This window comes from Gemmobacter sp. 24YEA27 (assembly GCF_030052995.1).
Classification (GTDB): domain Bacteria; phylum Pseudomonadota; class Alphaproteobacteria; order Rhodobacterales; family Rhodobacteraceae; genus Pseudogemmobacter.
The window spans coordinates 1-23714 of sequence record NZ_JASJPW010000009.1 but is presented as its reverse complement, the minus strand read 5'-3'; the positions used below and the strand labels follow the sequence as shown (position 1 = coordinate 23714).

The 23714-nt window shown below is 62.2% G+C and carries 24 protein-coding genes and 1 pseudogene; 10 read left to right on the top strand and 15 right to left on the bottom strand.

Annotated features, from left to right (window positions below; genetic code table 11):
• Nucleotides 1-57: 57 nt before the first annotated feature.
• On the bottom strand, nt 58-2349 hold the full coding sequence (locus QNO18_RS24960; RefSeq protein ID WP_283180144.1) for a putative Ig domain-containing protein: 2292 nt from the start codon (nt 2347-2349) through the stop codon (nt 58-60).
• Between the two features lie 457 nt (nt 2350-2806).
• Here QNO18_RS24960 and QNO18_RS24955 point away from each other — a divergent pair, with 457 nt between their 5' ends.
• Nucleotides 2807-3739, top strand: a complete 933-nt coding sequence (locus QNO18_RS24955) for an IS5 family transposase (RefSeq protein ID WP_283179988.1) — start codon at nt 2807-2809, stop codon at nt 3737-3739.
• A gap of 5 nt (nt 3740-3744) precedes the next feature.
• Here QNO18_RS24955 and QNO18_RS24950 read toward each other — a convergent pair whose 3' ends face one another.
• Nucleotides 3745-4011: a TetR/AcrR family transcriptional regulator gene (locus QNO18_RS24950; protein WP_283180143.1), complete on the bottom strand. Its 267-nt coding sequence runs from the start codon at nt 4009-4011 to the stop codon at nt 3745-3747.
• Between QNO18_RS24950 and QNO18_RS24945 the strand changes: the two genes are divergently transcribed.
• Entirely contained in the window at nt 3998-4273 is a 276-nt protein-coding gene (locus tag QNO18_RS24945) for a hypothetical protein (RefSeq protein WP_283180142.1), read from the top strand. The genes QNO18_RS24950 and QNO18_RS24945 overlap by 14 nt on opposite strands.
• Here the strand turns inward: QNO18_RS24945 and QNO18_RS24940 are convergent.
• Entirely contained in the window at nt 4230-4775 is a 546-nt protein-coding gene (locus tag QNO18_RS24940; RefSeq protein WP_283180141.1) for an MOSC domain-containing protein, read from the bottom strand. The genes QNO18_RS24945 and QNO18_RS24940 overlap by 44 nt on opposite strands.
• A 541-nt stretch (nt 4776-5316) precedes the next feature.
• Nucleotides 5317-5601 (bottom strand): hypothetical protein, encoded by a 285-nt coding sequence (locus tag QNO18_RS24935; RefSeq protein WP_283180140.1) that lies wholly within the window; start codon nt 5599-5601, stop codon nt 5317-5319.
• 676 nt (nt 5602-6277) lie between these two features.
• Between QNO18_RS24935 and QNO18_RS24930 the strand changes: the two genes are divergently transcribed.
• Together QNO18_RS24930 and QNO18_RS24925 are read left to right on the top strand one after the other, a co-directional pair.
• A complete protein-coding gene (locus QNO18_RS24930; RefSeq protein ID WP_283180139.1) occupies nt 6278-7066 on the top strand; it encodes a relaxase/mobilization nuclease domain-containing protein in 789 nt (262 codons plus the stop codon).
• The gene (locus tag QNO18_RS24925) at nt 7066-7968 is read left to right on the top strand and encodes a hypothetical protein (RefSeq protein ID WP_283180138.1); all 903 of its coding nucleotides are present in this window, start codon (nt 7066-7068) and stop codon (nt 7966-7968) included. Before QNO18_RS24930 ends, QNO18_RS24925 begins: the two co-directional genes overlap by 1 nt.
• Before the next feature lie 323 nt (nt 7969-8291).
• Here the strand turns inward: QNO18_RS24925 and QNO18_RS24920 are convergent, their stop codons facing one another.
• Nucleotides 8292-8474, bottom strand: a complete 183-nt coding sequence (locus QNO18_RS24920; protein WP_092903354.1) for a hypothetical protein — start codon at nt 8472-8474, stop codon at nt 8292-8294.
• Between the two features lie 115 nt (nt 8475-8589).
• On the opposite strand from QNO18_RS24920, the gene QNO18_RS24915 reads away from it, so the two are divergent.
• The 3 genes from QNO18_RS24915 to QNO18_RS24905 all read left to right on the top strand — a co-directional run bounded on the left by QNO18_RS24915 (nt 8590) and on the right by QNO18_RS24905 (nt 12646).
• Nucleotides 8590-9099, top strand: a complete 510-nt coding sequence (locus QNO18_RS24915; RefSeq protein WP_092903356.1) for a hypothetical protein — start codon at nt 8590-8592, stop codon at nt 9097-9099.
• A gap of 267 nt (nt 9100-9366) precedes the next feature.
• Entirely contained in the window at nt 9367-10248 is an 882-nt protein-coding gene (locus tag QNO18_RS24910; protein WP_283180137.1) for a GIY-YIG nuclease family protein, read from the top strand.
• Nucleotides 10249-10531: 283 nt separating this feature from the next.
• Complete coding sequence (locus tag QNO18_RS24905; RefSeq protein ID WP_283180136.1) at nt 10532-12646, top strand: AAA family ATPase; 2115 nt, start codon at nt 10532-10534, stop codon at nt 12644-12646.
• Nucleotides 12647-13355: 709 nt separating this feature from the next.
• Here QNO18_RS24905 and QNO18_RS24900 read toward each other — a convergent pair.
• From QNO18_RS24900 to QNO18_RS24860, 9 genes are all read right to left on the bottom strand, one after another.
• Nucleotides 13356-14159, bottom strand: a complete 804-nt coding sequence (locus QNO18_RS24900; protein ID WP_283180135.1) for an FCD domain-containing protein — start codon at nt 14157-14159, stop codon at nt 13356-13358.
• 3 nt (nt 14160-14162) lie between these two features.
• Nucleotides 14163-15644, bottom strand: coding sequence for a M81 family metallopeptidase (locus QNO18_RS24895; RefSeq protein WP_283180134.1), 1482 nt, complete (start codon nt 15642-15644; stop codon nt 14163-14165).
• A gap of 58 nt (nt 15645-15702) precedes the next feature.
• On the bottom strand, nt 15703-16956 hold the full coding sequence (locus QNO18_RS24890; RefSeq protein ID WP_283180133.1) for a Zn-dependent hydrolase: 1254 nt from the start codon (nt 16954-16956) through the stop codon (nt 15703-15705).
• 6 nt (nt 16957-16962) lie between these two features.
• Entirely contained in the window at nt 16963-17667 is a 705-nt protein-coding gene (locus QNO18_RS24885) for an ABC transporter ATP-binding protein (protein ID WP_283180132.1), read from the bottom strand.
• The gene (locus QNO18_RS24880) at nt 17664-18437 is read right to left on the bottom strand and encodes an ABC transporter ATP-binding protein (RefSeq protein ID WP_283180131.1); all 774 of its coding nucleotides are present in this window, start codon (nt 18435-18437) and stop codon (nt 17664-17666) included. The genes QNO18_RS24885 and QNO18_RS24880 overlap by 4 nt, the downstream gene beginning before the upstream one ends.
• A gap of 3 nt (nt 18438-18440) precedes the next feature.
• A complete protein-coding gene (locus QNO18_RS24875; RefSeq protein WP_283180130.1) occupies nt 18441-19391 on the bottom strand; it encodes a branched-chain amino acid ABC transporter permease in 951 nt (316 codons plus the stop codon).
• 1 nt (nt 19392) lies between these two features.
• Nucleotides 19393-19893 carry a branched-chain amino acid ABC transporter permease gene (locus QNO18_RS24870; RefSeq protein WP_283180129.1) on the bottom strand — a complete coding sequence of 167 codons (501 nt, stop codon included), beginning with the start codon at nt 19891-19893 and terminating at the stop codon, nt 19393-19395.
• Complete coding sequence (locus QNO18_RS24865) at nt 19872-20246, bottom strand: hypothetical protein (protein WP_283180128.1); 375 nt, start codon at nt 20244-20246, stop codon at nt 19872-19874. The genes QNO18_RS24870 and QNO18_RS24865 overlap by 22 nt, the downstream gene beginning before the upstream one ends.
• A gap of 62 nt (nt 20247-20308) precedes the next feature.
• Nucleotides 20309-21514, bottom strand: coding sequence for an ABC transporter substrate-binding protein (locus QNO18_RS24860; RefSeq protein ID WP_283180127.1), 1206 nt, complete (start codon nt 21512-21514; stop codon nt 20309-20311).
• 165 nt (nt 21515-21679) lie between these two features.
• Here QNO18_RS24860 and QNO18_RS24855 point away from each other — a divergent pair, with 165 nt between their 5' ends.
• From QNO18_RS24855 to QNO18_RS24845, 3 genes and pseudogenes are all read left to right on the top strand, one after another.
• On the top strand, nt 21680-22576 hold the full coding sequence (locus QNO18_RS24855; protein ID WP_283180177.1) for an IS110 family transposase: 897 nt from the start codon (nt 21680-21682) through the stop codon (nt 22574-22576).
• Nucleotides 22486-22749, top strand: a pseudogene (locus QNO18_RS24850) (transposase); the annotation flags it as partial. The gene QNO18_RS24855 and the pseudogene QNO18_RS24850, both read left to right, overlap by 91 nt.
• Nucleotides 22750-22923: 174 nt before the next feature.
• Entirely contained in the window at nt 22924-23274 is a 351-nt protein-coding gene (locus QNO18_RS24845; RefSeq protein WP_283180126.1) for an antitoxin Xre/MbcA/ParS toxin-binding domain-containing protein, read from the top strand.
• 132 nt (nt 23275-23406) lie between these two features.
• Here QNO18_RS24845 and QNO18_RS24840 read toward each other — a convergent pair.
• On the bottom strand, nt 23407-23714 hold a 308-nt coding region (locus QNO18_RS24840), incomplete at its 5' end, for a hypothetical protein (RefSeq protein ID WP_283180125.1).

Here is a 23714-nt window from a genome sequence, read left to right as displayed (position 1 = left end):
GGGTACCGGTCTGCGGCGATGGGGCCACAGCCGGAAACCCGGTCAAAGCACGGCAGATCAGAAGCTGCGATTGAGGTTGAGCCGCACCGCGACCGCCTCCCGGTCGTCAGCCCCGATCCCCTCATAGCGCAGCGCGACAAGGCTCTGCCAGGCGCTGGCCGCGTCCGAGCGCAGGCCCAGCTCCAGCGCGCCGATCAGATCGTCGCTTTCCTCAGTGCCGCTGCCCGCGAAGTCCCAGGCGAGCGACGGCTCAACAAAGGCGCGCAGGTTCTGTCCCGCCGGCCCCTCGAAGCGAGAGGACAGCGTCAGGCGCCAGACTTCAACGGCCAGCCCGTCAACGGCGACGCTGCTGACGCCATCGCTCACTGTGTAATCCTGCTGGCTTTCGCGCATCCAGGCGAGGTCGAGCTTCGGCGAAACCGTGACGCCGGACGACAGATCGCGGATGCCATAGACGCTGGCACGGGCAAGGCTGCGCTCGGTGTCGAAGCCGCCCCGGAACCACTCCGCACCGCCGCCGAACACGTCGAGCGCCGCGTCGTTGTCAGAGCGGCCATAGGCGATGCGGGCGGTATAATAGAGATCGGTGCTGAAGCGGCCGGCGATATAAGGCCCGACCATCCAGCCATTGCCGGAAATGTCGCTGGCATCCTTTGCCGTCTCGGACATGCGGTCGACCTGGACCATCATCCCGAGCGTCAGATCAGGGTTCAGCAGATAGTCGAACCCTGCCGAGACCAGTCCGAAATCGCCCTTGCGCGTCGCTTCGCCGCTGTGGCTGTAGCGGTATTCGGCATATTCGCCCTCAATCCAGAGGAACCACAGCCCGTCCGCGCTGAGCCGGCCGGCGGCAAAGCTGAGATCGGTGCCGTTCTGGGTGGAGCGTGAGGTGATGCCATTGCCGGAGGTGTCGCCCCGGTTCTCCAGCCGGTATCCGCGCGGCTCGGAAGCGAGCATGCGGTCGATCCGCGCCGCCATGAAGCGGGTAGTGGCCTGCTCGAACGCCTCAGCGACGCGCTCATCATCATTCTCGACGCTGATGGTCAGGATCGCGCTGAGAGCGGGGCCGGTCTGGTCGGTGGCGGTGACGGTATAGGCGGTGGCGGCCAGTATGGCGCCCGGCGTGCCGCTGATCGTGCCGGTGACGGGGTCAAGTTCAATCCCCGCGGGCAGCATCGGGCTGACCGAGAAACTGACCGTGCCCGAGCCGCCGGTGATCGTCGCGGTGACCGCAGGGTCAATCGCCACACCACGGGTCAGGCGCAGATAGCTTTGCGACAGGCTGAGGCCCAGCGGCGGGTGTTCGACCCCGATGCTGATAGCGGCGGTCTCGGTATAGCCGTTGCCGTCGGTCAGGGTGACCGTGTAGCCGGTGACCGGGCTGGCAACCGTCGGCGTGCCGCTGATCGTTCCGGTCCCTGCGTCAATCGACAGACCGGAGGGCAAGGCGGGCGAGATGGAGAAGCTGAAATTCTCATCTCCGCCGCTCGCGCTGGCGGTGACGGGAGTGAGTGCGGTGCCCCTGATCGCCGAGATGCTGCTATCCGACAGGGTCAGGACCAGCGACCGGTCCTCCACTGTCAGGGTCAGCGTCGCCTCATCGCCCAGGTTGCGGCTGTCGACGGCAGTGATGGTATAGGTGGTCTCCGGGCTGCCTGCTTCCGGCGTGCCGGTCAGCGCGCCGGTGCTTGCGTTCAGCGTCAGACCTGCCGGCAGAGCCGGGCTGATGGAATAGGTGTAAGGCGCGACGCCACCGGTAGCGCTGGCCTGGATCGGGTCAATGGCGGTTCCCATCACCAGAACGGCTGACGAGCCTGAAAGGCTCAGCTCGGGATTGGGCAGGTCGTAGAGGACGATACCGGAATTGCTGTCGGTGATGTAATCCGGGTTGGCGCGATCGTCGTATGTATCACTCAGCTCGACAGTCCAGGTGCCGCCGGCATTCAGCACCGGCGGGTTGACCTGCAACCTGCTGGTGGCGCGATAGTAGCCGGGCTGCGATGCGAAATTCATCTCGGGCCCGGTAAATTCAAAGCGCTGCCCGCCCGGCGCGATCAGCGTCAGCACGGTTTCGGAGCCATAGCTGCTGCCGCGATGCGAAACACCGATTGCCGTCTCGATTTCGGTCACACGGCTCCCGGCCGGAACCGTAAATGTGCGGCTGCTGGGCGCATTGCCCATGACAGAGATGTTCGACAGATCGACGGCGGCGATCTGCTGGCGCTCCTGCGCGAGGGCCGGCGAGACCAGCGCGATGCACAGAGCCGCGATCAGACCGACAAGCCAGACCAGAGGTCGGAAGGCGCGAAAATCTGGAGATGGAGTTATGCCGGCACTGCTCAGCCGCATCGGTCTTCCCTTCGGATTGGGCCGGACCGCTGCACCTGACAGATCCCAAAAGGCACCTGATATCAGGTTGAATCGCGACGACCTGGTTACACTTTAAAGGCGATACCCATCACGAAGGCATGCAGCAATTCATCAGATGAAACCGCAAGAAATGCAGCGTAACGCCCCGAAACATCAGGCGTGTCATGATTAACGCAATCTCCGGAAAACCCGCGTTGCACCTGCGGCAATCAGGGATCCGAACGGTAACTGTCACGCCGGCAAGGCTCGTTTCAGGTCGGATCTGCGCTTTACATGCAGGCGATTTCTGAAGGAGGGGACGCCGCGCTGACGTCAGCCGTTTATCATCTCCTGAAAGCCCAAGTCGCTGAGGACCGCAGTGTGGTTCTCATCCGGCTTTGTTGGGCAAATGCAGCGTAGGATTCACCTCACGAATCCACTCTGTTAGTCAGGCGGTATGAGCAGACCGAAGCCGCCGACTTACCGCACCACGAACTGGCATGACTACAATGCTGCGCTTGCGCGGCGTGGGTCGCTGTCGATCTGGTTTGACCCCAGGACGCAGTGGCTTGCCGCGCCAACCGGCAAGCGTGGTCGTCAGCCCGTCTTCACTTATGCCGCGATCCAGACCTGCCTGACGCTGAAGACCCTGTTCGGACTACCGCTACGGCAGACGACTGGCATGATCGCCAGTCTGCTTGAGCTTGCCGGGCTTGATTGGCCGGTGCCGGACTTCAGCACCCTATGCCGTCGCCAAAAGACCTTGATCGTCCACATCCCCTGCCGCCCCAGCTCAGGCGCTCTGCACCTGCTGATCGACAGCACTGGCGTGAAAGCCGAGGGCGATGGCGAGTGGCTGGCCAAGAAACACGGCCCGTCGAAGCCGCGGGACTGGCGCAAGGTTCACCTCGGGATTGATGCTGAGACGCTGGAAATCCGGGCTATCGAGATCACAGGCAGCCGGATCGGCGATGCGCCCGTTATGCCCGACCTGCTGAACCAGATCCCTGGCGATCAGCCCTTGGGCATGGTCACCGCCGATGGGGCCTATGACACGCGGGCCTGTCACGCCGCCATTGCGGCGCGCGGGGCAGCGGCAGTCATCCCGCCCCGCAGGAACGGCAAGCCGTGGAAGGAACACACGGCAGGGGCGGTCGCGCGCAACAACGCCCTGCGCAGTTGCCGCCGTCTTGGCCGAGCGATCTGGAAACGCTGGGCCGGCTATCACCGACGAAGCCTGGTCGAGGCAAAGATGCGCTGCTTCAAACTCTTGGGAGAGCGCGTCATGTCGCGCGACTTCGACAGACAGGTGGCCGAGCTTCAGATCAGGGCGGCCATCCTGAACCGCTTCACCGCCCTTGGAACGCCCCTCACGCTGCGCGCGGGATAGGTCTGTCAGGGGAAAGGGGAACTCCGGACATAACCGGATTTGCGCAACAAAGCCACTGCGAGGCCGAAATCCTCCTTGCTGGAGAAGTAGTGGTAAAATGAGCCTTTGGGGATGCCTGCGGTGGTCAGCAACTGATCAATGCTGGTCGAGAAGAAACCGGTTTCCGCCATCATCTCGGTGCCTCGGCGCACGATGACGCTGCGGGTCACGTGTCCATCACTATGGCTGCGCGGCGGCCGTGCCCGGCCACGCCGGACCATGAGTTCTGTCATCACCCGCCTCCTGCTGCTGCTGCTGCTGCTGCTGCTGCTGCTGCTGCTGCTGCTGCCCTTATGGCGCGCAGGGGGCGGGCTGACAAGATTTAATAGACCGATCGACTATTTAATTCCGCCTGACCGTGTTTCAAAAACGCGCGACTACAGGAAAACCCCGACATTGATCTGGCTGGGTAAGGACTGGTCTGGCGGGCTTTCTGGCGGATCAGCGGGCCTCACACGTTTTTCAGGGGGCGATATGGGGTCGGCGGAGGGATGACGCTTATCCTGTCCCCCGGTCGAATTGTCCCCGAGAGCAACACAAGCGACATCACGCCGCCGCGCAAAAAGGATTTGCCATCCAAGCCTGTGCCGGTGACAGCCGCGCGCAAACCCGGCCGGAAACGATCCAGCAACACGCATGGCGCCCTGAGACCGGTCAATTCAAGTTGCGCTTCGTCGCCAATCCGCAGGACCGTGCCTTCTGGCAGGGATGTGAGATCAGGGCCGGACGTCGTTATGTTCTCGCCCAGATCCCCAGCCTGCACATCAAAGCCCAATGCGTGAAGATCTTCGTAAACAGAGACTGCAATAAGATGAACCTGGCGGAGGTTCGGGGCGTCCCGTCTGAACCGCTTATCATAGCGATGCTGCGTTTTCGCGCCGAAATGGGCATCGCCCTCTATTCCAAGGCTGGCAACCACCCGCAGTTCAGGCACCGGAGACTTGGCAAAACCGTGCCTGGGCGCCAGACTGACCGAGATGACGTCACCATGGCCCATGCTCAGCTTCCTTAAATCTGCTCCACGACAGGGACACATTGCAGATTTAGTCGGGCATTGCACATCTTGTTATCTGCTCTTACGCAGCCCGGTTATTGATGGACGGCCCATGGGTGTCTGCCTCCATTCTTTCGTGTTCGGGCCCGCTCCAGTGCGGCCTCGATGGCGATCGACAGGCCGGAGACGAACGCTGACGCACCCCCGCAGGGGGCAGGACAGCCAAGGCGCAACTTTCCTGCTCCGCGCGCAATATCTGCACTCCAGTTCCTTGGTCACGATCTTATCTTCGCGTCCACGAACCCGGCAGCAGCTCACGTTGCCCGGTCCGTGCCGCGAGGGGACGGTGTTACCGTCCGCATACCCTGCAAAATCAAATTGCAATCCGGATTGCCAAATCTCTGCCAGCGGTTCTTTTGAAGGTGGGGATACGGAGGCACAGATTGTGCATCATATTATCCGTCTGTATTCGATGACCCAGTTATCATCATTAATAAGTAAATCCGCATCAATTAGATTTTATGTAATCGCAAATGTGAAAAGCTCAATTTTCCCTCTTCTTTTTTTGAATTTCCATCTGATGTTTTAAAGGCAACGCCACAAAGAAGAGGATTTGACGAATGCAGTATAAAACAACAGACGAAGACAAACCGGTTGCCCCGATGGCACGGCCTGCAGCCCTGACGCGGGACGGCGTGGCAAAGGCCATGGCAAAGCTGCAGTCTCTGCCCGAGAAGGCAGTTGAAGCGCCGACACTCCACCAGGCGGTCTCGGAGAACGTCTCGGTGATCATGACAGCAATTGAGCGGGGGTATACCCGGAAGGACATTGCGAACCTCCTCACCGAGAACGGCATCGCGATCAGCGAGAGCACTCTGGCCCATTATCTGCGTGACATTGTCGCCAAGGGTAAAAGGTCGGGCGGGCGGGCAGCACGGACGCCCCGTCCGGCGGTTGCGCCGCCTGCTCCGCCGGCCAGATCGGTTGCGTCCCAGATTGCAGGTCCGACCGCTGGACCACCCACAGCATGCGCGACAGGCCAGCACCACACCATGCCACAAGGTATCTCGCACCCGGCGATAGCAAGGCCAATGAGCAATCCCGCACCGCCGTCCGTATCATCCGACCGCCAGGGGGAGAGCGGCAATGGCCAGGGCGGGTGATTGTCAGCCCCGCTCGTCGCGCCGCATTCGCGGTGCGACCCTCAGCATCCGGGTGACACCGCAGGAGAAAGCAGCCTTCGGCACGGCTGCCAGGCGACAGGGATATCACGGCGCGTCAGGCTGGGCGCGAGAGTTGATGCAGGCTGAATGCGGAAGTGTGCCGCGGTCGACCCGTATGGCGTCGGGGTGCCTCGGCCAGGCGGCCGCCCGCCTGCAGAACTGGAGTCAGACTCCCGGCCTCCCCGGCGACCTTGCACAGGCACTGCAGGATATCGCCGCCGGGATGCACGAGTTGCAGAAGGGTCTGCTGGCAATAAGCACCATAGGCGATGAGGGCGGGCTATGATCGCCAAATCCATCCGCGATACGATTGTCAGCACGGGATCGGGGGCAACAATCCCCAGGCGGGACCTTGCGGCCCGCATCCGTTATGTCTGCAGCAAGGCGAGCAGCACCGGGACCCTGAACCTTGCGGGCGATTGGCGGGATGCGGCGGCGCAGATGCAGACGGCCGCAGGGCTTAACGAAAGGGTCCGGCAGCCCGTGAAGCACATCATCCTGTCTTGGCCAGAGACCGACAATGTGTCAGATGCACAGGCGATCCAGGCGGCCCGGATGATGAACCGTGAATGTGGCGCGGCGGGCCACCAGCAGGTGATCGGCGTGCACCGCGACCGGATTAACACGCATGTGCATATCCTGCTGAACCGGGTGCATCCGATCAGCGGTAAGACCCTGTCACTTTCACAGGATTATGCACGGATGGAGCGCGCCTGTCGCGAGATCGAGCGGCAGATGGGATGGAGCGAGGATCGCGGCAGGTTCGACGCCGTGGTGCAGGATGGCCATGTTAAACTGCTGCCGAAGCCTGCGGCGCATTGGCGAGGCAAGGTCCAGGATCGTGAGATGGGTCTGAGGCCGGATGGCCGGGGACCAGGGGGTGTGAGCAGCGCACCGGTCTCTCATCATTGCGCGACCGGATCCCTGCGGAGATCAGACGCCGGCTTTGTGCCGGGCTTGAGCGGGCAAGTGATTGGCAGGCCCTGCATTGCCTGCTGGCGCGGGCAAAACTGGTCTACCTGCGGCATCGGTCCGGAGGCCGGATCCTCGATCAGAGCGACGGGTCGATGATGGCGGCCAGCGCCCTTGGTGCGGCCTGGGGGCTGGCGAGGCTGACAGCAAGGTTTGGCCCCTTCGCCTTTGCCCCCGAGCAGGAGCCCAGGCCACAGCCGGCCATCGCCCGCTACAGGGGGGCGGCGCCTCGGCGGGCCGAGCTGCAGGCGATCCTCGGCCCGCTTGGCAAGATTCGTCGCGACATTGCAGAATGGCGCAAAGCACAATGGCTGCAGACCGGGCGTTACCGCCACCTCCTGCGTCGGGCGCGTGAAGGGGGCTCCAACCCGCCCCGCGATCTGACGGCGGTGCGGCAGATATGGTGCCAACCGATCGCGCAGGGCGCCGGGATGGCGCTTCCTGAACCCATGCGCCTGGCCCTGCAGGACTGCCGGGAAGATCTGAGGTTCGACGGACGTTCGGAGGCCCTGATGGCGCGTCGCAGCCGCAATGGTAGCATCATCGGATTTGACAGGCTGTCTACCACCGCAGCCACTCCGCAGGAGGAGCAGATCCCACCCGGTTCCGTTAAGGATGGGGCTTATCGCGGGATCGGTTTGATCGGCCCCCGCGATGCGTCGCTCTGCCTGCTGGTCCCTGATCTTTTCTCCGCTCTTTCGACACGATTGATGCCGCAGGGGGCCTCGGCGCTGATCATCGTGACAGGGCCACAGCCACAGCCCGGGATGGGGCTGCACCTCTTGCAGCTGATCGGGCAGCGCGGGGTCGTGTTGTGCTGCGGCAGCGACCCCCAGGACCAGCGTTGGGCAGAGCAGATGCTCCAGCTGCTGCCCCGGGCACGGCGGCATGATCTGGCCATCCGGGCGCTATGGCATGCATTCGTGTCGGGTGGGGCAGGGGTGGCACCGGACACGGCTGTCGCAGTGCCAGCCGCACCGCGCCCGAATGCCCGCCGATAAAACAACAACATGCCAGCCGCAGTAAGGTTCCCTGCCACCCGCCTTCCGAAGGGGGTGCCGGCTCCACTGACCGGGACTTCCTTTTCGGGCTCGCATCAAATTTTCTAAAAAGATCTGCCGATTTTTTAATTTGACGGACAGGGTTTTCCAGAGAGGATCTGCTTATAAATGATAAAGGATTAACCGGAAGATTTCGGGAAGATCCTGAAGAGGAATTGGTTTTCTTGTTTGTTATGGGTTTCAAAAATCAGGGGCTTTTTCAAAAGCAGAGAGCCTGCGGATGGCGACCGCAACGCCCGCTGCTCCCTCAAAGGATCAGGCTGTCAATTGGACCCGTTGCGCCCGAGAATAGGATCCAGCAGCCGCCGGATCATCTCTGGCCGGGTCGGCAGATCAGGCTCCTGGCGCCGCAGATCATCAATCACCTGAATCGCTTCTCGGGGCAGACGCAGGGTGATCGCCTCGGTGTCCGTGGACGGCCTGCCAAATTTACGGGGTTCAGTCATGACAAATCCTGATTGACTTTATGGAGTCATAATGTCATGAATGGCGGGCATTGGCAAGGGCGGCAACCCTCACCAATGCCCTGACCACAACCGATCTCGTCAAGGGAGATCGACGATGGCTGACGCCACCTCTATCACGCCGCTTGCGGCGATTGAAGCAATGCCTGATGGCAGACCACCAGGCCAGATTCCGATCCTCTTCAGGAGGTTCCTTGACGCCCTGTCCCATTACATCGCCAGTGAACAGGCGCTCCAGGGGGGCGAAAGTATCTGGGCCTCCGCCATGCGCCCGAGGCTGGACGAGGCCGAGCGGGCCCAGACCGAAGTCACCCATCTGATCACCCTGATCCGTCGCAGCCCGGCGCGGAGCCTCGCTCATGAGTCCATGCTGCGGCTGACGTTGCTCGCCGATTGTCTCCTTGGCGCAGAGAGCGCCGCAGAGTTCAGTGAGGCCTGTGAGCTTCTGGAGCTGCCGGGGATCGGTGGGGCGGCCATGCCCTTACCCCCTGATCCCGATATCGACGGTCTGCTGGCGCAGGGCCTCGTGCAGCTGCGTGCGCTTGCCACTCTGCACGGAAGCGCGAACGACCCTGAGGAAGACGCGCAGGGCGAGCCTTCGGGCTAAGCGCGTCCGGACCGTTCTCCACATCATCCGCACAGCAGCCAAAGCAGCCCGTTCCAGCGCGCGCAGGGGAGCAGCTGTGCCCACGGCATCGGCCACAACCGGCACTCACTTCAGCATCGGCAATGGATGTCCCCAATTGAAAGAGTTCTTTCTATGCCCAAAAGACCGCCAGATCCTTCCCTGAATGCCCCTGCCCCCGGAGAGGCGTCTGCTTCATGGGTAAGTGCAGCTGTCGTTACCACCGAGCCTGATGCCACCCCGTCTGCCTTGCCGACCGAGATCCCGCAGGACTGGCATCAGCTGGCCGAGGCGAAAGGGTTCTCGATCACCGCCCGCATCAAGGACCGCTTTCACCTCGAACTTCGATGCAAAACCTGCGCACAGGCCCATGTCTCGAAGATTTACACCTTGCGCACAGCACAGCCGACCTGTCCGGGCTGCATGGCCGACCGCCGCGTCACCGAAGCGCTGGAAGCAGGTCTGGTCTGGCTGCGCGGCGACCCGGACAATCCGCATTACAGCTTCTATCGTGCCCCCTGCGGACATGAGCTGCGCCGACAGCATGAACTGATCCTGCGTGTCGGGCAGGGGCGAACAGGGGTGCGCTGCACCATCTGCCTTGCGCAATCCGATGCGGAGAAGGCGGCTCTGCGGGGCTGGGTCCTGATCGGAACCGATCCGCAGGGACGTGCCGGTTACCGGCTTTATGGCCATTGTTGTGGCGCGCGCCAAAGCATCACGCGGCAGAACATGCAGACTGGACGCTTCGACTGTGCTGAATGTGGTCCCGGATGGGCGGCGGCCCCCAGCTGGATATATGTAATGGCCTTCACCCTCTCCAGCGGCAGGCAAGTTGTAAAACTCGGCTTTGCCCGGGACCCGGACTCGCGCCTGAACTGGCAGCTGCAGCAGGATCGCGACATGCCTTGCAGCATCCTGCGCAGGCTGCCGGTTGCCAGCGGTCATGTCGCGGTGCGGATCGAGAAACGGTTGCATGCGCATCTGCGCCGCCGCCATCCGACAGATGTTGTGGACCCTGCACATTACCAGCGGCAGATCCGGGTGCGATCCGAGGTTTATGAGGCCTCCCTCACGCCCGAGATCATGCGCCTGCTCGATGAGGTCGGGCGGCAGGGTTCAGCCGGCTGAGGGGGCAGGCCCCGCACAAGCCCCGGCACCCATCCCTCCATGACCCTGGCCCCAGTGCCCTGGACCTGCCCGTTTCGGTGCCATCCCACCGGGATGCGCCAGCTCTTTCGCAAAGGACCAACGCTCCATGCCCGCGACAAATCCACCCGATCCAATCTGGTTGCCCCTGGCCGAGAGCTTCCTGACCCGGCTCAGGACTGGCGTTTCCATCGCCGATGATACCCGCGGGCAAGCCGAGAGTTCTGCCCCGCAACGAAGCAACACGCGATTGCCTGCACAACGGGTGACACAGACGCAGGCGCAAAGCGACCGGCAGGGCCACAGCTCCCTTGCAACGGGCAAGGGCGCAAAGGCACGGGCGGCCCCCAGGCAGGCCAAAGCCCTGCAAGACGTCTCCCCGATCCTGCCCCCGATCCCGATGCGTGATCTGTTCTGCACCCTGCGCCTGGCCGCGACATTTGGCACGCAGGAGGCCTTCGATGCCATGCTCGCCCCTGGCAGCCTCACTGTATTGCACGGGCTTGCCCCGGCGGAGATCGATGTTTTGCTGCGGGTGCTGCCCGCCGGCCTCTTGCCTCCTGGCTGGCGCCTGGAGGAGGATATGCTGTCCCTTCCCCCCGTAACGAATGTGCTGGCCACCGTCGCCGCCAGGACCTCGGAGATTTCGGGCGACCAGCCCCAGGTGCGTCGCCGCCAGATGCAGTATATCGACGAGGCGATCGATGCCGGGCTGCCGATCCTGATCCTGCTGATTGACGGGATCCATCTGCCGCCGACACTCACTGCAGAGATCGAATGCGACCGCCCCCTCGCCCCGATCAGTCGAGAGATCCTGATTGCCGGTTTGCACCATAGCCATGGGGCGCAGCAGAGATTTTCGCCTGCGACGCTACCTGGCCTGCTGCCGGAAAGCCACGATCTCGCAAGGTTGAGCTGGACCACGCTGCGCCTTGCCCTGCGCGAACCAGATGCGTATGCGGTCGCGCGGCGGCTGGCCGAGCGCACTGCCGCTCTGCGGCCGAATGCGCCACAGCGCGAGCCGGCCGCCCCGGACCTCGATGCGATGACCGGCGATAGCCCGGCCCTGCGCGCCGCTCAGCGTCTGGCGTCAGATATAAACCTCTGGCAGGCCGGAGAGATCGACTGGGGCGAGCTCTCGCATTCATTGCTGCTCTACGGTCCACCGGGCACCGGCAAGAGCTGGCTTGCAAGGGCCATGGGCAACACGGCCGGGGTCCGGATAATCGAGGCAAATTTTGCGCAATGGCAGTCAGCGGGGCATCTCGGCGACATGTTGCGCGAGATGCGCCAGGCCTTTTCCAGGGCGCGGCGGGCGGCGCCGTGCCTGCTTTTGATCGACGAGATTGACGCGGTCGGCTCGCGCAACAATGGCGATCTGCATGGGATCAGTTACCGCACGCAGGTGATTAACGCCTTCCTGTCCGAGCTCGACGGGCTGTCACGGAACCCCGGGGTGATCGTGATCGGCACCTGCAATGATCCTGGCCGCATTGACCAGGCGGTGCTGAGGCCTGGGCGCTTCGACCTCAAGATCTCTATGCCCCTGCCCGATATGGCCGCAATCACCGGCATGTTGCGCCAACATCTGGCCAGCGATGCGGGGCGGATCGACATTGCGGCCCTGGCCCGTCGGATCGTGGGCACCAGTGCCGCCGCCATCGATGCTGCTATCCGCGCCGCAAGGTCGGACGCCCGGGCGGCGGGCCAAAGCCTCGATGCCGGGCAAATCCTCGGCCATCTCGGGATCGCGCCCGCTGACCCGGCACAGGCCGCCAGTGATGCCCGCACCGCCGTCCACGAATGCGGCCATGCCATTGTCGCGGCCGCCTTGCTGCGCGGCGTGCCGCAACGACTGGTGATCCTGGCGGATGGCGGCGAGACGCATCGGCTGTCGGCTAAGACAAATCACCTGCTCTGTGATCTGCTCGATGAGATCGCCTGCTCCATGGCCGGGCGCGCGGCCGAGCATCTGCTGATCGGCACGATCTCAGTCGGTGCCGGAGGGGATCCGGCCTCCGATCTCGCAATCGCGACCCGGATTGCGCTGATGATCGACACCCGTTTCGGTCTGGGAGGGGAGGGTGCGGTCTGGACAGATGCCCCGGATCACATTTTGCTGGCCGACCCACTGCGCCGCGCCCGGGTGGCACAGCGGCTGGCCGAGGGCCAGGGCCGCGCCCTGCAGATTCTCACCGCCCACCGCGAGCTCCTGGCGCAAATGGCCCGCGCCCTGCAGGAGGCGCGCGAGCTGAACGGTGCTGCGCTGCGACACTGGCTCGATCAGATCTGTTTCGGTGAGGTGCTGAGGGTCGTGCAAAGCGCTGGAGCCGGTTCTGCAGACGTCGGGCGCCCCTCACACGACACCGGATCCGACTGAGCCGGAGCGGTCATCCGCGACGCATGCCCCCGCGGCCCGGAAGCCCATTTGATCGCTGGGTCGAAACGGATCGTCAGCGTGTCGTGGAGTGTGAGCACATCGTTGCAGAACATCCGCCCATTGCCCTGCAGCTGGCGGTTGCCGAACGGATCATACCGGGCCGCCGCTCCCCAGGGTTAACAACATGAATTCGAGATTGATCTGGGAAATACCACCAATGGGCGGGGAGATATATCAGGATGGAAATATCGGATTGGGGAACTTGATGATCACGATGTGAAGGGAGGGGAGATTCCGGATAATTCAGGAGAGGTTTAACAGGGGAGATTTGGGAACCAGGGGAAGTTCACGAAGGGGATTTTGAGGAGACATGGCGACGATAGATCAGGAATAGGCGGCCCTTTGCCGACGGTCCGCCCCGGCCAATGCTGCGTGGCGGCATTCTTGAATGCTGACGTTCGAATGGTGCCGCAGAAAAGTCTCGGCCATGATCGCCGCTATGAGGGACGAAACGGCCGGCCAATACTTTCTTCCTGCTCCCGGATCATTCCTACGATATGCGATCGTTAAAGCCGCTTATTCTTATCGTGTCTGCTCCTATGTGGCGAAGCAACTTTGAGCCCGGAGTGAGGTGGCCCGCGGGAGAAAGGATCATCGTCGCAACCTGAGCTCGCGCCGGAGTGTCTGGATCTGGCAGGGGCGGTCAGTCCTACTGACGGCTCAGGAGATCCAGGTGGAAGGTTGCGTCCAGATCCTGCATCGAGCATTCGGCGCAATGCATGTGGCGCTCCATGATTTCCCGCACCGCAGCGCGATCTTCGCGGCGGAAGGCTGCCAGCAGCTCGATATGTGCATCAATATTCTGCTGCCCGAACGTCGAGTGTTCACGCAGGCTGTCGGTGCGGCGCAGCACCAGATCGCGCACCATCACATTGAGAAAACGGCACATCAGATCAAGGATTGAATTGTCGCAGGCCTCGGCAAGGATATCGTGGAATTTCACCTCGACCACGCGACCGGATTCGCGGTCATCATCGCGCACCGCCCGCTGACAGATGTCTATATTTTCCTGCAAACGGGCAAAGTGGTCCGGGGTCAGACGCCCGACGACGTGATCGGCAAGCATCACTTCCAGCTTGCGGCGCACCTCGTAGACATCTTTAAAATCGAGATGCTGGAAATGGAAATACTGCCGCATCTGCTGGATCACGACCAGCGTCGAGGTCGCCTGGATTTCCGGCCCACCATTTGCGCCCGACTGCATGATCAAAAGGCCCTCAACCTCCAGGGCTTTCAGCGCCTCGCGGATCGTGCCCTTGGAGCAGCCGAAATGCTGCATCAGCACCTTTTCTGGGGGCAGCCGGTCCCTGGGGCCAAGGTTCTCACGTGCAATCCAGCGGCGCAACTCTTCCGCCACCTGATCCGAGAGCTTGATCCGCCGCATCGGGCGCGCCGGGGGCAGAACGATGCGCGTGCCCGCTTCATGATCCGTCGGGCCCTGATCTGACGACATTTGCTACTCCCATTCGACGCCCGGATCCAAAGGACAAATCGGACGCCGTAGTTTGCTGTATGGGAAAAGGCTGTAATCGGAGCCGGTCACCCCGCCTCCGGCACATTCCACCACCGCTTTCGCTAATGGCTCGAAGACCGGGCGGCAATACATTCGCGACTTGAGGAGCAAATATTGGGCGCGGCGCGGATCAAGGCCGAGTGTGGTGAAAACCGCCTCATCCCAGGGTTCATGCGTCTGCGACGAAATCAGCACCTGGGCCGCGCCGGTATCAATCACCGCAGAACGGCCCATGCTGCACTCCATCCCGGTGTAGATTGGTCCGGTGATCCGGTAATCTCCCGAACCAAGCGCCAGCACCTTGCCCTTCAGCGGCAAGGGCGGGCGCGGCGCGGCAAAGCCCTCCGCCGGGATCTTATTGCCGACATCTATCGTCACCTCTGTACCAACACCTGCGGCAAAAGCGGCCTCAACCGCCTCGGGATCGGCCACCGGGCCGGTCAGAATACCACTGAGCCCCGCTGCAAGCGCCGCCTCAAGCACATCCATATTCTCGCAGGTACCGCCCGACATACAGTTGTCGCCGTGGTCAAGCATGAGGACAGGCCCCTGCCCAGGCCCATGCGCCGCCGCCCTGGCGGCCGCAATCGACTGTTCAAGCGGCTTCTGATCATACAGAAATTCGTCCCGGCGATCCCAGATCGCGCGGGCAATCTCATGTGCCACCACCTTTGGGTCAAGATCGGGGGTCGTCACCGCGACCACACTCGCCCCTGCCTCGTAAAGATCCGCCGCCGGAAAGCCGCCAAATACCGTCACAGCGAGTACACCCTCGCGCGCCTCCGCGGCGCGGGCAAGGTTGATCACATCCAGCATCGCTCCGGGCACGGTCGTGTTCATCGGCAATGTATGACCCAGAAGCGGTGGCTGCACGCGCGCCATGACCGGGCGCAGACCCGTCTGCATCTGGTCCATCATCTTACAGACCAGTTCGCCGGTCTCGTACATATCGATATGCGGATAGGTCTTGAACCCCGCGATCACATCGCAATTTTCCACCATCTGCTGCGTGATGTTCCCGTGCAGATCTAGCGCGACGCCAATCGGAACGCCGGGCGCGGCCGCCCTGATCTGTGACAGTAACGCGCCTTCGCCGTCATCATGGCTACGTGTGACCATCGCGCCGTGCAAATCGAGCAGGATGACATCACAGCCCTTCGCGACATCGGCAAGGATGACTTCGGCCATATGCTCAAACGCATCATCCTCAACCGGCGCGCTTGGCCAGGCATGGGCGATCAGCGGGCAGGAAATTTCTGCGCGCTGTTTTTTCGCCCAGGCGTGAAACGCGCCGAGCGCGGTCTTCATCCCCTTCGCTTCGGCCAGAGCGGCATCACCATAAAGCGGGCGAAAGGCCGCAAGCGAGGTCGGCACGGGCGAGAATGTATTGGTCTCGTGGTTCTGGCGGGCGATGACGATACGCATAGGTCTGTCTTCAATGGGAAAATCCCGGGCGGGGCTGATGCCTGCCCGGGCAGAGCATTCAGGCCTTGCGGCGATCCGCAAGCAGCCGGTCATGTGCCAGCACCGCTTCAAGCAGCACCTGTACCCCGGCGGCACATTCGGCCAGGGAGGTGGATTCCGCCGGATTGTGGCTCAAGCCCCCTTGCGACGGCACGAAGATCATCACCGTTGGCGCGACAGCCGCCGTATGCACCGCGTCATGGCCGGCGCCCGAGATTATCTCCCGTGAGGAATTCCCGGCGCGCTCCACTCCGGTCCTGACCGATGCAATGCAATCGGGATCGAACCGGACCGCATCCACCTTCGAGATGCGGCGCAGATCCGCCACCAGCCCGATCGTAGCTGCGGCCTCGGTAAAGGCCGCGCGCAGCTCGGCCTCCATCGCCTCCAGCACCGTATCATCCGGGTGACGCAGATCGACGGTGAAATTCACCTCGCCAGGGATGACGTTGTTGGAATTGGGCGAAACCTCCAGGAAACCAACCGTTGCCACCGCGTTGGGCGCATGGGCCTGGCCGATGGCATCCACGGCAAGGGTCACCTGCGCAGCACCCAGCAGCGCATTTTTGCGCATCGACATTGGCGTTGATCCGGTATGCGCCGCGCGCCCCGTCAGCCGCGCCTCGAACCATCTGAGACCCTGAACCCCGGTGACAATACCGATCTCCTTGCCCTCGGCCTCAAGGATCGGACCCTGTTCGATATGCAGCTCGAACATTGCAGCGAAAGTCTGCGATCCGGCTTTCGCCTCGCCGCGCCAGCCGATCTGGTCAAGCGCCGCGCCAAAACTCTCGCCATTCGCATCCTGACGTGCATCGGCATCCGCACGGGAATAGACCCCGGCCCAGACGCCCGAGCCCAGCATCGCCGGCGAAAAGCGCGAACCTTCCTCATTGGTCCAGTTCACCAGCATCAGCGGGGCTTCTGTCCGGAAGCCCGCGTCCTTCAGCGTACGCAACACCTCCAGCCCGCCAAGCACCCCCAGCACGCCGTCAAACTTGCCGCCGGTTGGCTGCGTATCCAGGTGGCTGCCCATCGCAATCGGGGCCAGATCAGGGCTCCGCCCGGGCAGGGTCGCGAACATATTCCCGACCTCATCGACCACCAGTTCCATCCCAAGCGCGGCGGTCTGATCAGCCAGCCATTGCCGGATCTTTGCATCATCCGCACTCAGCGTCAGCCGCGCGATGCCGCCATCCGTCCTGCCGCCGATCTGTGCCGTTTCCATCAGGCTCTGCCAGAGGCGTTCGCCGTTGATATTCAGGTTACTCATTTATTGTCAGGCCTTTACGCCAAGGTATCTGTCGCGCGCATCGCTGTCGGCGATGAAATCCGGGCCAGAGGCCTGATAGACGATGCGACCGAGCTCGATTATATTATGTCGGCTTGCCAGCGCGGTGCAGACGGCAAGGTTCTGCTCCACCAGCAGGATCGAAACCCCCGCCGCCGCGATCTTGCGGATCTGCGCCACGATCTCATCGACGATCACCGGGGCAAGCCCCTCGACCGGTTCGTCCAGCATCAGAAGACGCGGGCCGGTCAAAAGCGCGCGGGCAATCGACAGCATCTGCTGCTCGCCGCCCGAGAGCTGGCCGCCCCCGTTGCGCTTGCGTTCCTCAAGGCGCGGAAAGAACGTGTAGATATCTGCAATCGACCAGGCTGCGCCCTTGCGGCAGGCGATCTTAAGATTTTCCTCGACCGTCAGCAGCGAGAAAATCCCCCGGTTTTCCGGAACCAGACAGACACCGGCCTGCGCAATGCGATAAGCGGGCTGGCCCGCAATATCGCGCCCGCCAAGGCTTACGCGCCCCTTCGCTGGAGTCACTGCACCGGCGATGCTTTTCAGCGTGGTCGATTTGCCCGCGCCATTGCGACCCAGCAGCGTCACCACCTCGCCCTCATTCACCGAAAGTGACACGCCCTGGAGGATATGGCTTTTGCCGTAATACGCGTGGAGGTTCTCCACCTCGAGAAGCACGCTCATGCGATATCTCCGGTGATCATATTGCCCAGATAGGCGCGCTGCACTTCGGGGTCGGCACGCACCGCTGCCGGGCTGCCCTCAACCAGTTTGCGCCCCAGCCGCATCACGGTAATCGTGTCGGAAATATTCATCACGATCCCCATATTATGTTCGATAAACAAGACGGTATGGTCGCGGCCGAGGTCGCGAATAAGCGCCTTCATCTCCTCTATATCCTCGACGCCCATCCCCGAAGTCGGTTCATCCATCAGGATGACGGACGGGTGCGAGGCCATCGCCATCCCGACCTCAAGCCGCCGTTGCTGGCCGTGGCTCAGCTCGCCCGCAGGCCGCCTGGCGACATGGGTCAGGCGCAGCCGTTCCATCACGCGGTCCGCCGTTTCCAGCGCGGATTTGTTGCTTTCGGCACTGCGCCAGGGCGCAAGCGCCTGCCAGGGCGTCTTGCCCTGGGCCGCCAGCCGCAGGTTTTCCGCGACCGGCAGCGTCGGGAACAGGCTTGTCACCTGGAAAGACCGCGCGATGCCGTGGCGCACCCTCTCATCATCGCGAACGCGGGTGATGTCGGTGCCGTTCAGGGTGATCGTCCCCCCCGAGGGCGGCACCCGCCCGGTCAGCGCGTGAAACATCGTGGTCTTGCCCGCGCCATTCGGGCCGATGATCGAATGCACCGTATTGCGGCGGATATCGAGATCCATATCGGCCAGCGCCACGAACTTGCCATAGGTGACGCCGAGGCCCCGCGTAGAAAGTGCGATGTCGGATGTGGTCATATCTCAGCCCCCCTTCTTCGCGCCGGTCGCCAGGACCCACAGTTTTTCCACCAGCCCCCAGAGACCCTTCTGCAGGAACAGCGCCACCACCACGAGCGCGAGGCCCAAAAGGAGAAGCCAGCGCGGCCAGATTTGCGACAGCCAGTCAGCGAGCAGCATATAGGCCGCAGCACCAAGCACCGAGGCAAAGAGGCTCGTCGAGCCGCCGATGATCGTCATGATCAGGATCATCTCAGAGGTGTGGTGCTCGATATTCGCCAAGGGCGCGACTCCGATCAGCATCGCCTTCAGCGCCCCGGCATAGGCCGTTACCGCGCCGGAAATCGCGAATGCCGCCGTCTTGAAGGCCTTGACCGGGAAGCCGATCGCCGCCGCGCGTTCCTCGTTGTCGCGCACCGCAATCAGTGTGCGGCCGAAGGTGGATTGCGTGGCGCGCAGCATCAGCGCGAACAGCACGAGGAACGACACCGCGACGAAGACGTAAAAGCTCCAGGCCGAGTTCAGCCTGTTGCCGAGAACCTCGGGGCGCGGCACATCCATCAGACCGTTATCGCCACCGGTTATGTCGGCGAAGGTATAGGCGAGGAAGTAGAAGAGCTGCGAGAAAGCCAGTGTCAGCATCACGAAATAGACGCCCTGGCGCCGGATCGACAGCCAGCCCACCACGGTCGCAATCGCCGCGCCCAGAAGCGTCGCCATGATCAGCACCGCCCAGACCGGAACGCCATAGCGGGTCAGGAAAATCCCCGCCACATAGCTGCCCACGCCAAAGAAGATGCCCTGGCCGAAAGACAAAAGCCCGGTATAGCCGAGAAGAAGGTTACAGGCCGCCGCGATCAGCGCATAGATCAGGATCTCGGAGGCAAGGATACCAGAGCCAAGGAACAAAGGCAGCGCCAGCACAGTCGCCAGTGCAAGACCGAACTGTACATAGGGTCGGTTGATCAGAAGCATCTCATGCCCTCCCGAACAGGCCGCGGGGCATCATCACGATAACCGCCGCCATACCGAGATAGATCATCAGGCGCGCGCCCTCGGGCCAGATCGTCGCCATCAGGCTTTGCACCACGCCAACAAGGATGCCCGCAACCAGTGCCCCGGTATAAGACCCCATGCCACCGATCACCACGACGACAAAGGCGATGGACAGCGCCTCGATCCCCATGAAGGGCTCCACCCCCCGGATTGGCGAGACAAGCGCACCGGCAAGCCCGGCAAGCCCCGCCCCGGCCGCGAAGACCAGCGTGTTGATTTTCAGCGTGTTATAGCCAAGCAGCGCCATATTATCGGCGGATTCGGACCCCGCGCGCACCACGGCCCCCAGCCGGGTCCGCTCCAGCGCCCAGTAGAGCGCGATGGCCAGGACGGCGGTGAAGGCGATTGTGAAGAGGCGGTATTTCGGATAGATGAAATCCCCCATGATCACGACGCCGTTCAGCCCGTCCGGTGCCGCCACACTGCCCCCAGCGGACCCCAGAGAATGATCACCATCTCCTGGATGAAAAGCGCGATCCCCACCGTCACGAGGATATGGAAGGTATGGGGTAACTTATATATTCGCCTGAGCAGGATCGCCTCGACCGCCCCCGCCACGATGGCGACAATCACAGCCGCCAGCAGCATCGCGAGCCAGAAGTTCATTCCGCGCTCAACGAAGTCATAGGTCAGGTAGGCGCCCAGCAGATAGAAGGCGCCATGGGCAAAGTTCACGAATTGCAGCAGGCCGAAGATGATGGTCAGGCCCACGGCAAGCAGAAAGTAAAGCATGCCCAGCCCGATGCCATTCAGCATCTGGAATAAATAAGTCACCGAGGATCTCCTGTTAGCGCAGAGGCAAAGGCGGGCCTGCGAGAGCCCGCCCTTCTCCGTTATCAGCCGAGTTTGCAGCCAGCGGCTTCCGCGCTGAGGAAGCTCTGCCCCGACGAGATAATTTCTGCGAAATCATCCTTGTCGGCCATATCCGCTTTGGCGCGCGCCTTGAGCAGATAGTAGTTTTTCAAAACCTGATGGTCATCTGCGCGGATGCTCTCTTCGCCGGTCAGGCCCTGATAGGCCAGTCCCTGAAGCGCAGCGCGCACGGCCTCTGGGTCATCCGAACCAGCGGTCTGAGCCGCATCTATCATCAGCTTCGTGCAGATGTAGGATCCCGCGAGCGAGTAATTCGGATTGATGCCGTACTTCGCCTGGGTCAGTTTCACTAGATCGGGGTTAATGCCCGCATCGACCGTGTGCCAGTATTGCGCCCCGAAATAGATGCCTTCGCAGAGATCGGCACCAAGCGCCTCGAACTGTTCCAGACCCGAAGCCCAGGCAACCACGATGGTCATGCGTTCTTTCATCCCGAAAGAGACCGCCTGACGCAGCGTATCCGCGCATTGTGCGCCGAAATTCAGGATCAGCAGCACATCCGGGCGCTCAGCCATTGCATTGGTCAGATAGCCGGAGAATTCCTTTTCGGTCAGCGAGTGATAGCTGTTGCCAACCAGATCAAGGCCCTTCTCCTCCAGCACGTCGCGGGTGGCCTGCAGAAGACCCTCACCAAAGACATATTGCGGCGTGATCGTATACCAGCGCTTCGCCTCGGGCAGCGCATCGATGATCGGGCGGATCGACTGGTTCACCGCGCCAAAGGTCGGCACCGACCAGCGGAAGGTGGCCTTGTTGCAATCCGAGCCGGTAATCTCATCAGCACCGGCAGTGGTGATAAAATTCGCCCCGCCCTTCTCACATTCCTTGCCCATGGCAAGGGATTCCGAAGAGAGGATGCCGCCCGCGAAGAGTTTCACGCTGTCACGCTCAATCGCATCCTGGACCTTGCGCACGGCGGTGGCAGGCTTGCCCTCGGTATCAAGGTCGAGGGTTGCAACTGCGCGACCGTATTTCGCGGCGGCCTCTTCGGCGGCGATGATCGCTCCCATCGAGGCAAATTTGCCATTGGCCGCATTCGGACCAGAGATCGGAACCGGGATACCGACCCTGAGCGTTTCGGCCGCGAAAGCAGGGCGCAGTAGCGCAGGGGATGCAAGAAGAGCGCCTGCGCCAGCGGTGCTGGCCAGGAAGGAACGACGATTGAGCATGATGTTTCCCTGTTGAGGAATGTTTTATTAATTATGAATGTTCGAACTATACGCATAGTTAAAATCACCTGTCCAGCATTTCCGGGGCTCTGATGATGGGTTGGGTAGCCTCTCCGACGGCACTTATGTGCCACAGTGATCCAGAAAGGATCAGGAGGAACCCCTATGAAGGAAGTCTCGATCATCGGCGTTGACTTGGCGAAACAGGTCTTTCAACTGCACGGAGCGACAGCAGAGGGTGAGGTTGTGTTTCGCAAGAAACTGTCGCGCAAGCAGTTTCTCATGTTCATGCAGTCGCAGCCCGGGTGCGTCGTTGCGATGGAGGCCTGCGCCACGGCCCATCACTGGGCGCGGACGCTGGCGGCCATCGGGCATGAGGTGCGCCTGATAGCCCCGAAATTCGTCAAGCCATATGTGAAGAGCCAGAAAAACGACATGGCGGATGCCGAGGCGATCGCAGAGGCGGGCAGTCGGCCGACCATGCGTTTTGTCGAGGTGAAGACACCGGAGCAGCAGGGCCTCGGCATGATCTTCAGGCTGCGGGATCTTCTGGTCGGACAACGAACGCAGGTGATCAATGCCTTGCGTGGACATCTCGCCGAATTCGGGCTTGTCGCCGGAAAGGGGCGGGAGAACGTGGATAAGCTGCGGGCCGTTCTGGAGCCGGGCGCCGAGGGCGCAGATGATCTTCCTGCGGTGGTCGGCCACATGGCGCAGCTTTGCTTTGATCAGATCGACAGCCTGTCGCAGCGCATCGCCGAGCTTGATGCACAAGTCGCGACGGCCAGCAGACGGTCGCGGTTCTCGGCCCGACTGCAGAGGATGCCCGGTGTTGGCCCCATTTCCGCGATGGCGCTGGCGGCGTTCGCGCCGCCACTGCAGAGCTTCCGCCAAGGACGAGACTTCTCGGCCTGGCTGGGTCTCGTGCCGCGACAGCATTCCAGCGGCGGGAAGCAGAGGCTTGGCAGGTCCGTAAACACGGGGCCAGTCGCCGCAGGCAATGGCGCAAGATCCACATTGGCATTGACGCTGAAACCCTTGAAGTTCGCGCGGTGGAGATGACCAGCAACCGTATCGGCGATGCGCCCGTTCTGCCGGACCTGTTAGCGCAGATCCCGGCTGAAGAGCGAATCGGCAGCGTTACTGCCGATGGCATCTATGACACCAAGGGGTGCCGCGGTGCCATCGCAGCCCGAGGTGCCGATGCCATCATACCACCGCGACGAAATGCTAGGGCCATGATCCCGGCCTGCAGGCGCGAAACGAAGCGCTATGTGCTTGCAGACCGGGCCAACTGGAAAAAATGGCCCTGCTGCTCTTCATGTGCCGCAGCGTGAGCGAGGGGAAGGTTCGACTTGATTGCCGCCCATAATGACGCCATATTGCGTCAATCAGAATGGAGTTTTGCGATGCGTATTGAGACCTTCGCAGAAGGCGGACAATTTGCACCCGGCAGGATTGCCCAGGTTTTGCGGACAACACGGGACGAGGTCGCCCGAACCATCGGCCTTGGCCGCGACGCAGTCATGCGGCCTGATCGCATTTCCAGCGCAAAGACCCAAAAACGCCTTCGGGAGATGGTCGAGATCCTGAATCGGGTCGAACCCCGTTTTGGTTCTCCGCTTATTGCCTATGCCTGGTATCGCTCCGAGCCACTTGCAGGTTTCAGCGGGCTGACGGCAATGCAACTCGTGCGCGACGGTTACGCGGCAGATGTCATGGACTTTATCGACGCAGTCGAGGCTGGCGTCCACGCCTGAGGAACCATGTATTTTCGCGGCCTGCTCTATCGTGCCCTCATCCAATCGGCTGCTCGCGAGCCTCTGTCCGGCGAAGGAGCACGTCGCTTCGGCGGGCGCTTCAATCCGAAAGGAATGCCTGCCCTCTATACATCACTCTCGATCATGACTGCGATCCGAGGGCGAACCAGATTGGGACCTCCTTTGCCAGACCAACGCTGGTAGCTTATCGGGCCGATCTCGATCCGGTTTTTGATGCCACCGATTCTGCCTGCCCTGAAAAAAGCTCAGTTGGATCCGGCCGATCTCTGCAGTTGAAGACTGGCGGATCAGGATGCGGAAGACGGCAAATCTCCAACGCAAGCCCTTGCAGAACAGCTGAAACTTCACGGGTATTTGTGCATGCTTGTCCCCAGCTTTGTAAAAGGTGCAACAGAGGCAGATCGCAATTTGGTTCTGTG

Excerpts from the sequence above, each read along its gene's own strand:
- QNO18_RS24875 (WP_283180130.1), bottom strand. The coding sequence starts at position 19,391 with ATGCTTCTGATCAACCGACCCTATGTACAGTTCGGTCTTGCACTGGCG.
- QNO18_RS24950 (WP_283180143.1), bottom strand. The coding sequence starts at position 4,011 with ATGACAGAACTCATGGTCCGGCGTGGCCGGGCACGGCCGCCGCGCAGC.
- QNO18_RS24925 (WP_283180138.1), top strand. The coding sequence starts at position 7,066 with ATGGCGGCCAGCGCCCTTGGTGCGGCCTGGGGGCTGGCGAGGCTGACA.
- QNO18_RS24935 (WP_283180140.1), bottom strand. The coding sequence starts at position 5,601 with ATGTCCTTCCGGGTATACCCCCGCTCAATTGCTGTCATGATCACCGAG.
- QNO18_RS24915 (WP_092903356.1), top strand. The coding sequence starts at position 8,590 with ATGGCTGACGCCACCTCTATCACGCCGCTTGCGGCGATTGAAGCAATG.
- QNO18_RS24855 (WP_283180177.1), top strand. The coding sequence starts at position 21,680 with ATGAAGGAAGTCTCGATCATCGGCGTTGACTTGGCGAAACAGGTCTTT.
- QNO18_RS24890 (WP_283180133.1), bottom strand. The coding sequence starts at position 16,956 with ATGAGTAACCTGAATATCAACGGCGAACGCCTCTGGCAGAGCCTGATG.
- QNO18_RS24955 (WP_283179988.1), top strand. The coding sequence starts at position 2,807 with ATGAGCAGACCGAAGCCGCCGACTTACCGCACCACGAACTGGCATGAC.
- QNO18_RS24885 (WP_283180132.1), bottom strand. The coding sequence starts at position 17,667 with ATGAGCGTGCTTCTCGAGGTGGAGAACCTCCACGCGTATTACGGCAAA.
- QNO18_RS24845 (WP_283180126.1), top strand. The coding sequence starts at position 22,924 with ATGCGTATTGAGACCTTCGCAGAAGGCGGACAATTTGCACCCGGCAGG.
- QNO18_RS24960 (WP_283180144.1), bottom strand. The coding sequence starts at position 2,349 with ATGCGGCTGAGCAGTGCCGGCATAACTCCATCTCCAGATTTTCGCGCC.
- QNO18_RS24860 (WP_283180127.1), bottom strand. The coding sequence starts at position 21,514 with ATGCTCAATCGTCGTTCCTTCCTGGCCAGCACCGCTGGCGCAGGCGCT.
- QNO18_RS24945 (WP_283180142.1), top strand. The coding sequence starts at position 3,998 with ATGAGTTCTGTCATCACCCGCCTCCTGCTGCTGCTGCTGCTGCTGCTG.
- QNO18_RS24880 (WP_283180131.1), bottom strand. The coding sequence starts at position 18,437 with ATGACCACATCCGACATCGCACTTTCTACGCGGGGCCTCGGCGTCACC.
- QNO18_RS24895 (WP_283180134.1), bottom strand. The coding sequence starts at position 15,644 with ATGCGTATCGTCATCGCCCGCCAGAACCACGAGACCAATACATTCTCG.
- QNO18_RS24930 (WP_283180139.1), top strand. The coding sequence starts at position 6,278 with ATGATCGCCAAATCCATCCGCGATACGATTGTCAGCACGGGATCGGGG.
- QNO18_RS24920 (WP_092903354.1), bottom strand. The coding sequence starts at position 8,474 with ATGACTGAACCCCGTAAATTTGGCAGGCCGTCCACGGACACCGAGGCG.
- QNO18_RS24900 (WP_283180135.1), bottom strand. The coding sequence starts at position 14,159 with ATGTCGTCAGATCAGGGCCCGACGGATCATGAAGCGGGCACGCGCATC.
- QNO18_RS24940 (WP_283180141.1), bottom strand. The coding sequence starts at position 4,775 with ATGGGCCATGGTGACGTCATCTCGGTCAGTCTGGCGCCCAGGCACGGT.